Below are 12,318 nucleotides of genomic sequence, written 5' to 3' on the forward strand. Positions count from 1 at the left end.
AAAAAATGTGTCGAATAGGTATATTGGGGCGCTCAAAAACCCCAATCCGTTCAAAATTATTGCTTTCATTACTTGTCCTGGGCTGATAGTTTCTTTGCTGCTTATTCCCACTTTTTTGTTGACTTCTTCTACCAATTCCATCTCATCTATTATTCCTGCTACTATTCCTAAATGATCTAAATTTACGATATTTATCGCTTCTGAGGGCTTTTTCATAGTTTTTAGAGTTGGGTTAGTCGTGGAAGTTATTATATCCTAAAAAAGCCCAAAATGATTGCCATACAATCATTTTGGGCTTTCGTGATTCCGAATTTATCTGAAATTAAATCTGCTTAAATATCTGCGGAATGTGGGATCTAGGGAAAAAGTTAGACTGCGAACTCGGATATCGCCAATTTTTGTGTCTCTTGGAACTTTGAGATTTTGCGGGTAGATCAGAATTGCATTTTTACAGTTTACTGCATTTGCATAGGCGACTATTTGATGATAGTCACTATTGGCTACTTTTTCGGGAACTTTGTATTTAGTATCGAGGACGTATTCGACTTTTTGGGTTTCAATATCGCGTAAAATTAAGTCAATCCGATCGAAATAATGTTGGTCATGGGTAACTCGGTATTGTTGCTCGATGAAAAAGCCTTTGGGTGTATTTGCTTTCAGCCATTCAGCGACAAATTGTTCATATAAATTAGCCATATTTATTAGAAAGGGAACCATCTCGCGATCGCCTTTTTCGTGACTTGGCCCTGTATTCTCCAGAAAGAAGCGACATAAGGCGTGTAAAAGTTGATAATCTTGATTTAAACGGTGATAGTTTCTATCAATACAAGCTTGTGAGGTAAAAGATTTTATGGTAACAACTCCTTGAAGTGTGTGAAATGCTTTTCGCACCTTCGATGAGACTGATTCGCCACACAAACCGCTACGACCAATAATAAAGAGTGTCCAAGCTAGAATTTGATTATCTTCGATATCGCTTGTTTGTTCGTTATAGTGACATTTTAGTTGAACTTCCCAAGGTTTTTGAACTGCTTGGCGGATATCGAGGCGACCGCGAATATAACCCAGTTTTTCGGTTTTGGGTAAATAATCGCGATATAATCCTTTGCAACAGCGTTCGATAATTTTCTCAGCAAGGATTTTTGCTAATCGTTCATAGAGTTGTTCTAAAGGTTGAGAATTAATTAGTCCTTTGGGAAAATTTATATTGAATTTATAGGCATATTCAAGCATTCCGAATAAGTTGGCAATCGGGACTTTTGGCTGGATAATAATGTGAAATTCTGGAGTGATGGGAATGTGACCAACTATGCCTTTAGATTCTAATTGCCATTTATCTTTTGTTTTACGGTTGGGAAATTCTATCTCTATTTCTTTGGCATAATTATCATATATTTTATCTCCTACTGATTCGGGGATTACATCTTTTTCAAAGGTTGCTAATTGATATTCTGTGAGTTGGATAGTTTGCGGTGATTCTTGTTCCATAGATGCTGTAATCCGGTTTTTTGGCGATAATATAGGTCTAAATCATTAATACAGATTTGTAAGGGTTGTGTTCCCGTGCCTACCCTCATAGGCGTAGTTGCCAGGGGTTAAAACCCCTGTCTAATAGCTTAAGTCCTCTGAAGAGGACTAATAAGTTTAAAAGTCTTCTTCTTAGTCCTCTTGAGAGGACTTGATCTATGAGGCAGGGGTTTTAACCCCTGACGGATTGGAGGTTGAATTATCAACTATCAATTTATCTTTGATTTTATCCCAGAGAAATTCATCCATTTTTTTCTGATTATCAAAAAAGTATTCTTCCAGGTAAGGCTCAATTTCCATTTGCCAAATATCGTGGATATCTTCAGCTAAGGTTTTTGTCAAAAAGAAAGAGATACCTAGTTCATAGTGTTTATTGTTAATTGCTTGATTAACCTTTTTGAGAATATCAATTAATCGCTCAACAGGGAAACTTGTTTCCTGTCTATTATGATAGTTTTGCAATAGTTCATAGTTAGGATAAATAGGGATAAATGCAAAGCGGCGGCGTAGTGCGTTATCGACCAAGGCAATAGAACGGTCTGCGGTGTTCATAGTGCCAATAATACGAACATTTGTAGGGATTCTAAATAGTTTACCGCTGGCTAGGGTAATAAAGCGTTCTGTGTTTTCTCGGTCATCTAATAGATACATTAATTCGCCAAAGACTTGAGAAAGATTTGCGCGATTAATTTCATCAATAATCAGTACGCAAGTATCTTCACATTCTTCGGCTTTTTCGCAAAATTGTAGGAATCTACCGGAAACTATTGAGTAGGTTAATTGTCCGTTTTTATTTATTGGCCGGAGGCCTTCGATAAAGTCTTCGTAGGTGTAGGCGGGGTGAAATTGGATAATGTTTGAGAAGCCATCACCGCCGCCGATTAAGTGTTTGGCAAGTCTTTCTGCTATGAAGGTTTTGCCGGTTCCGGGTGGGCCTTGGATGATGGTTTGGCCTTTGCGGTTAATGGCGTTTTTCCATTGGGTTAGTTGGGGTTCGGTGAAGCCTGTTTCTTCTACACATTCGATTAGAGAATATTCCGGCGTGTGGTTTAATGTTTTAAGAGCGGTTAAAAGTAGTTGAAAACAAGCGCTAGTCAAGAGGGCTATAACTAAGTCGTAACCAATAATCGCGATTTCCTGGTTAGTAGCCTTGTTGCCTAAAGGGAACTGGCAAATTAAATCACTGAAATTTTGAAAATCTATTCCAATATTTCGAGTTTGTTCTGGTTCGGCTTGCGAGAGAATATTGTTAGCCCAATCTCGGTACAGTCCAACTAATGTCGGATTGAATTTATCTAGGTTAGCAGAAAAGATGGGATAGACAACTTGTGGATCACCATCACTCTCAGACGTGGCTTGCCATACTTCATCTAAAAAGGCGATATATTCTTCTGGGGATGTGACCAATTCATCCATAATTTTTCTTTAAGAGACTTTATTTTTAACTTCTATAATTACCTATGACTTTAAATTAAAAACACTCAAAAAGCAATATTCTCAGCATAATTAGTAATAATCTTACCATCCTCACCCCGTCCCACAATATAATCTGGTTCGGGATTCGTAACTTTAAAAGCATTACAAAGTTCCCAAGTGCGAGCCTGATTTATTAATTGTAGCCGATCGCATTCCTGAAACCCGACATCACAAATACCTACACCTAGCCAACCACAAACATCGCACCCATAACATACTAACAGCAAAAAAGCAACCATACCTCCAGGGGGCATACTTACAGGCGGTGGTTTAGGCTATGTTGACTTAGATAAAATACCAAATTGGTATTCCGAACCTACGCCCAATGTTTCCTTAATTTCTTAGATAAAGCCCAAGTTTCCGAAGCTTGCTTAGAGGTCAAAACAAGCGATCGAGCTTTGAAAGAAATGCTATTAGAAGAAGTTAAAGAAAACAATATCAGAATTAAAGCTGACTCCTATATTGATACGACTCAAGATGTAGAATTAGCCAGAAAAGCTGGCTTATCTTATTATCGCGGCTATGAATCTCAATCGCCAAAAGTACGATATTCTACTTCAGCAAGCCCTAACTATTTAACTTGATACTGATTTAAGAAAGCTTGAAGTTGTTTTTCCTGAAACCCTTTTGCCATTTCACATATACGCTCGGCAAAAGGAATCCATTGCTCATCTAAATTTTTCAATTCCTCTGCTTGTTGGATCGCACCTTTAAGATTACCCTTTTTGGCTAAATCATACAAAATTTTCATTTTTTCTGGTGGTGGAATCACCAAACATCTAACAGAGGATAATTTAAGATTCGATTCGCTAGTAAGTGCTGCTGGAGTTGGCTCTGCATATACCCAAGATACACCTAATTGTTTCTGCAATAATTCAAACAATTCTGAAATTTGCACAGGTTTGGGTAAAAAGGCATTTGCTCCAGCATCTAAACTCTTGTATTGGTCAGCTTCAAACACGCTAGCAGAAGAAACTATGACAATTGTATCTTTAAACTGGTCAGAATTACGGAGGCGACGCAGTAATTCAAACCCATCCATTATCGGCATAACTAAATCAGTAATAATTGCATCTGGCATTAACTCAGTTGCTTTGTCTAACCCCTCAGCACCATTAGTAGCTTCAAAGACTTCAAAACCAATAGGAGATAACAAATGGACAATCACGGAGCGATTTTCCCAGCGGTCATCAACAACTAATATTTTGCGTTTATTGCCGAGGAAGCTAACAATTGTTCCCTTTAAATCAAACGTCGGTTTCAAGGTAAATTCGCTGGCACAAGGCAAGTCTAAATCAAACCAGAATTGACTACCTTCTCCCAGTTGGCTAGTCACTCTAATTTGGGAACTCATCACCTCCACAATTTTTGAGCTAATTGCTAAACCTAACCCCGTTCCTTCTGCTCTGCGTTTACTCTCGCCTACCTGTTCAAAGGGATCGAAGATTTTTTGTTTTTGTTCTTCACTCATCCCTAATCCCGTATCTTCTATTTGAAAACGAATTTTATTGATGGCATTAAAGGTGCTTGCTTCTGCATCTATCGTAGATGATTCAATCACACCAACCTTGAAGGTAACGCTCCCTTCTTCGGTAAACTTGACTGCATTACCCAAAAGATTAATTAACACTTGGCGCAAGCGTTTTTCATCGGCTTGTACGCTCACCGGCAGTGCTGGATCGAATTGGCTAATAAAAGTAATTCCTTTTTGTTCAGCTTTAATCCTTACAATTTCACTTACGGCTTGAAGAAATGCCAGAAAATGGAATTGACTAGGATAAATTTCCATTTTCCTTGCTTCTATTTTCGAGAGGTCTAAAATGTCATTAATCAGAGTCAATAAGTGAGAACCGCACTGCTGAATTATACCTAAACCTTTGAGGTCAGTTTCTTGAATATTTTTTGAGCGCATTAAGATTTGAGCATAGCCCAAAATACCATTGAGAGGGGTTCTCAGTTCGTGACTCATGTTAGCAAGAAATTCGCTTTTGGCACTGTTAGCTAGTTCCGCAGCAAGTTTGGCCTCTTGTAGTTCGGCTGTTCGTTCTTTTACTCTAACTTCCAGAGCTGTAAAAGAGTCTTGTAACTGCCGTGCCATTTTGTTAAATGACTCACCCAACACCTGGATTTCACTCACACCTTTTACGATTACTGTTTGATTGAGTTTGCCATCAGCGATGGCGCTGGAAGCTTGACTTAATCGCTGAATAGGTACAGCAATCCATTCTGAAGTTAAAATTCCCAATCCTGTTGCTATTAATAGTGCGAATATACAGAGAATAATTGTAGTATTTGTATTAGCATTGATTTGCTCCATGAAGTCGGATTCTGGAACAACAACCACAATTAGCCAATCTAAGTTACGGCTATCTGAAAAAGGCAATACTTGTACGAATTGCCGCTGATTCTCGACTAGAAAAGTAAGATTTTTGCTCTGAGTAATTTGATTCAATCCCCCAAAATCTTCGACTAAATATTTGGCGGTCGCACGAATCAGGGGAGAACCCAATTCTGTAGCTTTTATCCGCGTTGCTTTTTTTTGATCTGTAATTGTAAATGGCATCACGTTTGCCGAACTTGCCACCAATTCTCCAGAGCGTTCGACAATGAAAGTCTGTCCAGAACGACCGATTTTTAAACTACGTAGAAAATTGCCAATTTGCGAGAGGCTAAAGTTGACTGTGAATACTCCGCGAAGAGTACCAGTTTCATCGTATAAAGGTTGACTAGCATTAATTGCCAGTATTGATTGAGCGTACAAAGCATGAATTGGACTCCAGGCGGGGCCACCTTGTTCGATGGGAGCGCGATACCAAGGTCGGCGACGCGGATCGTAATTAGGGAAAACATCTAAAACCGTTGCTCGATCTCCTGTGTTGTTAGCTGCATAAATGTGTAGATTACCAGGAGCTTGTGTTAACCAACTAATGCGAAATGAGCCATCTGTAGTTGTTCTATCAAGGGAAGTATACTGTCCCTGTTCGCTGCCAAATGAGATGTAATTGATTGACTCAAATGACTGAAGTTGCTTCCGTAAGTAAAGTCTCAATTCGTCTTGATCGTCCACATTTAACTTACCGAGTTCGGCGAGATCTTCGTTAACTTTATTGATAATATGTGGTAGCTCGATATAGCTTTTGAGATTCTGTTCAATCCGGGCCGTAATCTCACTACGTAATTGAGCAGTAACATCATTAACTGACTTTTGCCCATTACGTAAGGAAAGCCATCCTGTAAGTCCGACAGCAAGAACGATTTGCAATACAAAAGGAACAACAAGAACACCACGCAGAGGAAATTTTATAGAGTGAGGACGCATACTATAAATGATGATACTTAGGTACTAGCCCAACTATAACAGTCTTGCTTTTATCTCTTTGTATCCCAGAAAACATTCACTCTAAAAACAGGACAATTATCTGAATATTTGTGAGAAATAGCTGACAATTTAAGGGAATAATTTTAGTTAATTTTACGTTCGGTTATTAAGGTCAAGCTCACCCATTCTCCGTTTTCATTATAAGAGCGAATCATCCGTTGCCGCAAGTCTGGCTCTAGCAGCCAACCCGCCTCTAAAAAGAAAGATTTTCTTCGCTGAACTGGCACCGGAGTGGTAGCAGAAGCACCGCCCGGAAGCAATAGCACTTGCATTGCTTGGGAACTTTGATTAAACCGGAGGAGAGAACCGTCAATTAAAGCACTAGAAGCAATTGTCTTAATATCTAAACCACTACCAAAAGTTATCTTTTGCAGCAATTGATTGGAGCCGTCGCGGTGCAATTGCAGTGAGGTTGGATAAGAGTCAGATGGTCGCCAATCTGGATAAATTGTCACTGCTTCTCCTCGCCATTCGCCAATTAAATCATCAACCTTCAAAGGCGGTTGTTCGGGTACATCTTTACCCGTTTGCTTTTCTCGTATCAGTGTTAAATTAGCTAAATTGCCGTCGCGATCGCATAGCTGCACTAGGCGCAGACGCTGATTACCGTAGATAAAACTCAACTCTGCCCCAAATTCTGAATAGGGGGCGAGTTGGATACTACCCTGAGAAAAAGCCCCATTTTCAAAAAACAGAATATCTCTGCCTAGATACTGATATTCTCGCACCAACTCATTGACTGTTGATTCGGAGGCATTATTAGGGTTAGGCAAAAAGCGGCGGAGAGTTAAGCGCGCACTTTTGTTATTATTTAAGCCTTCTAAGGACAGAATACTAGGGGTATCTTCAAGTTGCTCTCCTAATGGTGAGAACTTGGTAAAAGTACCTTCCCAAACTCCTAAATTTTTTAGAAAATTGTCCCACTGCTGACTCATATTTCGTTCCTAAAATTTAGAGCAAAAATAAATTTAAATATTTAGCTCTACCTCCTGCCTCCTAACTCCTTTCTCCTGCTATATTACAGCATTCAACTAGAGGTTCTTGACTGATATTGTCCAATCCTACGGACTTTAATAATTCTGCCCAAGCATTAGCTAAAGGTAGATCGTTTGGTTGTGATTTCCGTAACTGCGCTAAGGCCGTTAGAGTATCGTGCCAAAGACCAGAACGGGCATAAATAGCAGGGCGATCTGTAGGCGAGGCTTGTGCTAATTCTTGGGCTAAATTAGGAATTAATTCGACTCGGCGAGTCCATCCACTCACTACACTGTCACCGCTACGATCTTCGGGATCGCAAATTACCTCAAAATACCAGCGGTAATATTTTGTCAGTTCCAGTGGTGGAGAGTCTTTAGGAAGAGTGAAACTAATAACGCCGGGAGTACCTGCGATCGTGAATGCTGTCTGGTAAATTTTTTCTTCTTGTTCGTCAAGGAGTTCAAACTCTACTTCAAAAGTCTCTCTCAAATTCGAGTTGCTGACAGTTTTGTTGCAAGCATAATCATCTTTATTTGTTACGCTTTTAGTAGCAGTAGCGTGAGGGACATATAAAAAAAATGTTGGGCGATCGGCGGTAGTTAGTGCCAAACTTGTAGGCGGTAGTAGTGCTGTGAGAGAATTTATAGAATTGTAGCAAGGACAGCGCGATCGCAACTCTTGCCTCCTAACGACCATTGGTGCAGACTCCTGCGGTGGAGAAAAGTGAATTTCACTTATACCCTTTGGTACAGACTGGGAAATGACAATTGTGGGTAAAAGTAAGGTAAAAGCTAGGGAAAATAAGGCTAAGGCAAGTATCTTTAGATGTAGGGGAAACTTACTCTTAGCCATAACAAATTAGCCTCCAAAATGTTTAAAACTAAAATAATAACTCTGCTGACAGATTTTGGCTTGAGCGATGTCTACGTTGGTGTCCTCAAAGGTGCGATCGCTCAAATCAACCCGCAATTAACGATCGTAGACCTCACCCATCAAATTCCGCCGCAAAATATTGCTGCTGGTAGATTTTGCCTGATGACTGCGTATCCTTATTTTCCTGCGGGAACCGTACATATTGCTGTTGTCGATCCGGGAGTGGGAAGTAGTAGACGCGGGGTAGCAGTGGAATGTGCCAATTGCGTGCTGGTGGGGCCGGATAATGGCTTGTTTAGTGGGGTTCTAACTCAAGAGAATGCGATGCCTACGGCTGGCTACGCCTACGCAGTCGTCGAGTTGACTAACCCTGAATATTGGCGCACATCTCAACCTAGCAGCACTTTTCACGGTCGAGATATTTTTGCAACGGTGGGAGCTCACTTAGCTAGTGGGGTTCCTTTGGAGGAGTTGGGACGAGCCATAGATCCTGATAGTCTAGTGCGATCGCCTATTCCAGGTTGTACTCCCACAACGGACTGTGTAGATGGCTGTATTCAGTATATCGATTATTTTGGCAATTTGATTACTAATATCCCTGGAAATTTGGTTGCGGGTAAAAGTTGGTCTGTTGCGATCGCGCGGTCAAAACTTAGCAGCGAGTCTGATAGAGATTTTGTCATACCCAGTGGCACAAGTTACAGCAGCGCCGAATCTGGTAATCTGATTGCTTTAGTTGGTTCTCATGGTTGGGTAGAAATTGCAGTTTTTCGCGGTAATGCTCAAGCTTTTTTAGGAATAGATTGGGGTGCAAAGGTGCAGGTTAAAATTAATTCAGTATAGAGATAATGATTGTAGGGGCGGGTTCGCCAATACCTTTAATATAAACTAGAGATTTAGAAAACCCGCCCCGCCTAAATACTGCGATCGCTGTTGATTTTTCCTCAAATTAAAGTTATCATAATTTAGAGTTAATAAAAAAAACTATGACGACACAACGTTGGGATGATGATAGGCTAGACCGTATAGCTAACATCGCTAATAGTAACGCTCTCGCCATTGAAGCTTTAGGTCATAAGTTAGAGAATACAGCTAGCATTGCTGACAGTAACACTCGCGCCATTGAAGCTTTAGGTCATAAGTTAGAAAATACAGCTAACATCGCTGACAGTAACGCTCGCGCCATTGAAGCTTTAGGTAATAAAATAGAGAGCATTGCTAACGTAGCCAATGGTAATGCTCGTATCATTCAAGCTTTAGCTAATGTAGCAGCAGAAGCCAGAGAAGAACGGCCGCAAATTTTGCAAGTGATTGCTCAGCAACAGGCTAATATTGAAGGGTTAAGAACTGAGACAATGCGAATGCTTGATATCCTCTTAAATCAAAGCAATCAACAGCAAGATAATCCTGGCTAATAGAATTTCAACCCGCGCAGACGGGTTTTGTCTGTGTAGATGCGGTTTCAACCGCCGATTTTAATCATTTTTAATCATTCTAATTTAAAACCATCTGTCTCGCCCTGACACACCCACGCACCCCAGAAATACGGGTGTTTCAAAGGTTGAAAATCAGGCTGATTATTATCTTCAAAAGATAAATGACCAAAATTAACTAACTCAGTCAAGACATCCAGACCTAGATCCGATTTTTGTAAGTCTTTAATTGTTATATTACGTAGGTAATTTTGCGCCTCAAATAACGCATCGGCGCGACCAATATTATCTTCCTTTAAACTATCTAAAAATCTCTGCATTAATAGCATACTAGCTTTTTCTGGCACTGACCATAAACTAATAATTAATGTCTGAGAACCAGCAGCGGGAAAAGCACGACGCAACCCAAAAACTCCCTCACCAGCTTTTGTGTCACCAAGGGCGGTTTGACAAGCTACTAAAATGGTTAATTCGTTACCCCATAGATCGAGGTTGGCGACCTCTTGCGCTAATAAAATTCCTTTCCCGGCTGTGGGGTGCGGTTGACCGCCAGATAGCCAATTGTTTGCACCGGAAAAAGCTAGCAATGAACGCATCATTGGGTCGTTGATTTCACGATCGCAGAAGCGGTTAAGATGAGAATTATCAATTGTTTTTGACTCGACAAAGTAGCCATGAGTGGCAATTAATAAAACGCGGGGACATTTGCCAGCCGTGAGTTTAGATTCTACAGCTTCGTCTTGAAAATAGGACTCAACGCCTAAAGCTTTAGCCGCAATTTCTCCTAAAAATTTGGTAGCAGGTAAGGGTTGAAAATATGTTCCGGCTAGCGTTGAGATGAGAGCGTTTTTAGTAGCATTATTTTTGTCTGTTATTGCGAACGGGATTGAAGTAATCTCATCGGCTTGAGATTGCTTCACTTCGTTCGCAATGACATTAGGTTCGTGATGCAACTCACTAGGTTTTCCTAAGTCAAAATTGGGATTGGCAATGATTAAGGCGGGAGTTGCTGCGGGTTTACTTGGAATTTTGCGGCGCAGGATATCACGACCGACGCTAAAATAACTAATGGTATAACAATCTCTGACTAGCTGATTGTCTGTTTCATTCAAGGGTAAATTTTCAAAGGCTACTAAATTAAGGCTATCATCGGGGGCAATATATAAATGTTTGAGGTTCGGCTGGTTTTGAAAAAATGCACTTTGTAGCAAGGGATCGTAAATCTTTTGCCGCAGTTTTATGCCTGCGACGATGTAAGATTTAGGCTGATTTTTGGGAGATTTTTTGCGTAGGAGTCCTAAGTCTCCCAGTTGATTAATCGAGGTGACGGTTTCCCGATAGATGCGAATTAAGTTATCAATGTGTTCGGCATCACCTAATTTAATCATTTCTACTGCGTCTGGCTGTTGCGAAGGCAAGATAAAGGCAATATATTCGGCGGGTTGCCATTTGTTTGTAGGAAAATCAAAGACATTCAAGCGGACAAATTCGACTAAGGCGGAACCAGTTGGCAATTCTAAGGCGACAGCTTTTCTATCGCTTATTTGTTCTTGTAGTTGAATTTCTGGAACTTGTTTCGCTAGTTCTTTTTCTAACCATTCGCATTCCGTTTCTAAGTCTGATAGCTGTTTTTGATGGGTTGTTTTGCGGCTGTCTAATTCTTCCTCAGTTTCTTGTGGTTTGGGTAGGGGAGGATTGAAGGTGAGATGGATAATTTGTTCTTTTAACGAACGGAAACGCTCGAATTTTTCTTTAAGATGGGAATAGCGATCGCTATACATAGCATAGTTGAAAGCAGCCAGGGCAGACCCAGTTAAACATTTGCGTTGCAAGACCACATCTAAGGCAGTTTGGACGGCTGCGGGTGAGTCACAGAGGTGGTTGCAGACGAGGGAGAGAAACCTATGATAATTGTCTTCGATGGTATGCAGGTAGTTGAGGCGATCCCATTCCGAACTGTAAGCAAAATTGCGGCGAATCAGGTTATTTTCCACTTGAATCGCTTGCTGCATTAATTGGAAGGCTTCTGCGAGGCGGCCTTGGGATTGGTAAAGGTATGCTAGGTTGTTGAGGCTTAGTGCGACATGGGGGTGATCGTCCTTAAACAGGCGTTGCCACATCGCTAAGACTTGATCGTACAAGGTTTCGGCTTCTATGTAGCGGCCTTGGGAGTAGTAGAGTGATGCCAAATTGTTCAGGCTAAGTAGTCGGACATCAGGGTAATCGTCCTTAAATAGGCTTTGCAACATTTTTAGGGCGCGATTATACAACGGTTCGGCTGCTGTGTAGCGGCCTTGATCTTGGTAGAGTGATGCCAAATTGTTGAGGCTAGAGGCGATATCGGGGTGATCGTCCTTAAACAGGCGTTCTCTCATTTCCAAAGCTCCCTTGTACAAGGGTTCGGCTTCTGTAAGGCGACCCTGAGAGTTGTAGAGTGCTGCCAAATTGTTGAGGCTAGAGGCGACATCGGGGTGATCGCCCTTAAACAGGCGTTCTCTCATTTCCAAAGCTCCCTTGTACAAGGGTTCGGCTTCTGTGAGGCGACCTTGGGATTTGTAGAGTGCTGCCAAATTGTTGAGGCTAGAGGCGACATCGGGGTGATCGCCCTTAAACAGGCGTTCTCTCATTTCCAAAGCTCCCTTGTACAAGGGT

The 12,318-nt window shown here is 41.0% G+C and carries 11 protein-coding genes; 3 read left to right on the plus strand and 8 right to left on the minus strand.

The genetic code is table 11. The features are described 5' to 3' along the window. The 4 genes from PN499_RS25665 to PN499_RS25680 all read right to left on the minus strand — a co-directional run. The coding region (locus PN499_RS25665; RefSeq protein ID WP_272035873.1) for a DUF4277 domain-containing protein at window positions 1–216 on the minus strand (216 nt) is incomplete at its 3' end. Between the two features lie 96 nt (window positions 217–312). Next, window positions 313–1,488 carry an McrC family protein gene (locus PN499_RS25670; protein ID WP_272035875.1) on the minus strand — a complete coding sequence of 392 codons (1,176 nt, stop codon included), beginning with the start codon at window positions 1,486–1,488 and terminating at the stop codon, window positions 313–315. A 195-nt stretch (window positions 1,489–1,683) separates the two neighbouring features. Then, the gene (locus PN499_RS25675; protein ID WP_272035877.1) at window positions 1,684–2,943 is read right to left on the minus strand and encodes an McrB family protein; all 1,260 of its coding nucleotides are present in this window, start codon (window positions 2,941–2,943) and stop codon (window positions 1,684–1,686) included. 65 nt (window positions 2,944–3,008) lie between these two features. Then, window positions 3,009–3,242 (minus strand): hypothetical protein, encoded by a 234-nt coding sequence (locus PN499_RS25680; protein ID WP_272035879.1) that lies wholly within the window; start codon window positions 3,240–3,242, stop codon window positions 3,009–3,011. Between the two features lie 63 nt (window positions 3,243–3,305). Here PN499_RS25680 and PN499_RS25685 point away from each other — a divergent pair, with 63 nt between their 5' ends. Then, a complete protein-coding gene (locus PN499_RS25685) occupies window positions 3,306–3,587 on the plus strand; it encodes a hypothetical protein (protein ID WP_272035881.1) in 282 nt (93 codons plus the stop codon). Here PN499_RS25685 and PN499_RS25690 read toward each other — a convergent pair. From PN499_RS25690 to PN499_RS25700, 3 genes are all read right to left on the minus strand, one after another. Next, on the minus strand, window positions 3,575–6,322 hold the full coding sequence (locus PN499_RS25690; RefSeq protein ID WP_272035883.1) for a hybrid sensor histidine kinase/response regulator: 2,748 nt from the start codon (window positions 6,320–6,322) through the stop codon (window positions 3,575–3,577). The genes PN499_RS25685 and PN499_RS25690 overlap by 13 nt on opposite strands. A gap of 143 nt (window positions 6,323–6,465) precedes the next feature. Beyond that, complete coding sequence (locus PN499_RS25695) at window positions 6,466–7,317, minus strand: DUF3598 family protein (RefSeq protein ID WP_272035885.1); 852 nt, start codon at window positions 7,315–7,317, stop codon at window positions 6,466–6,468. Between the two features lie 61 nt (window positions 7,318–7,378). Beyond that, window positions 7,379–8,212 (minus strand): DUF928 domain-containing protein, encoded by an 834-nt coding sequence (locus PN499_RS25700; RefSeq protein ID WP_272035886.1) that lies wholly within the window; start codon window positions 8,210–8,212, stop codon window positions 7,379–7,381. Window positions 8,213–8,230: 18 nt separating this feature from the next. Here PN499_RS25700 and PN499_RS25705 point away from each other — a divergent pair, with 18 nt between their 5' ends. After that, on the plus strand, window positions 8,231–9,076 hold the full coding sequence (locus PN499_RS25705) for an SAM hydrolase/SAM-dependent halogenase family protein (protein ID WP_272035887.1): 846 nt from the start codon (window positions 8,231–8,233) through the stop codon (window positions 9,074–9,076). Between the two features lie 143 nt (window positions 9,077–9,219). After that, window positions 9,220–9,648 (plus strand): hypothetical protein, encoded by a 429-nt coding sequence (locus PN499_RS25710; protein ID WP_272035888.1) that lies wholly within the window; start codon window positions 9,220–9,222, stop codon window positions 9,646–9,648. A 74-nt stretch (window positions 9,649–9,722) separates the two neighbouring features. Here PN499_RS25710 and PN499_RS25715 read toward each other — a convergent pair. Then, the coding region (locus PN499_RS25715) for a CHAT domain-containing protein (protein ID WP_272035889.1) at window positions 9,723–12,318 on the minus strand (2,596 nt) is incomplete at its 5' end.

It is taken from the genome of Kamptonema animale CS-326, assembly GCF_028330895.1.
Classification (GTDB): domain Bacteria; phylum Cyanobacteriota; class Cyanobacteriia; order Cyanobacteriales; family Microcoleaceae; genus Kamptonema; species Kamptonema formosum.

Excerpts from the sequence above, each read along its gene's own strand:
- PN499_RS25670 (WP_272035875.1), bottom strand. The coding sequence starts at position 1,488 with ATGGAACAAGAATCACCGCAAACTATCCAACTCACAGAATATCAATTA.
- PN499_RS25675 (WP_272035877.1), bottom strand. The coding sequence starts at position 2,943 with ATGGATGAATTGGTCACATCCCCAGAAGAATATATCGCCTTTTTAGAT.
- PN499_RS25680 (WP_272035879.1), bottom strand. The coding sequence starts at position 3,242 with ATGGTTGCTTTTTTGCTGTTAGTATGTTATGGGTGCGATGTTTGTGGT.
- PN499_RS25690 (WP_272035883.1), bottom strand. The coding sequence starts at position 6,322 with ATGCGTCCTCACTCTATAAAATTTCCTCTGCGTGGTGTTCTTGTTGTT.
- PN499_RS25695 (WP_272035885.1), bottom strand. The coding sequence starts at position 7,317 with ATGAGTCAGCAGTGGGACAATTTTCTAAAAAATTTAGGAGTTTGGGAA.
- PN499_RS25700 (WP_272035886.1), bottom strand. The coding sequence starts at position 8,212 with ATGGCTAAGAGTAAGTTTCCCCTACATCTAAAGATACTTGCCTTAGCC.
- PN499_RS25705 (WP_272035887.1), top strand. The coding sequence starts at position 8,231 with ATGTTTAAAACTAAAATAATAACTCTGCTGACAGATTTTGGCTTGAGC.
- PN499_RS25710 (WP_272035888.1), top strand. The coding sequence starts at position 9,220 with ATGACGACACAACGTTGGGATGATGATAGGCTAGACCGTATAGCTAAC.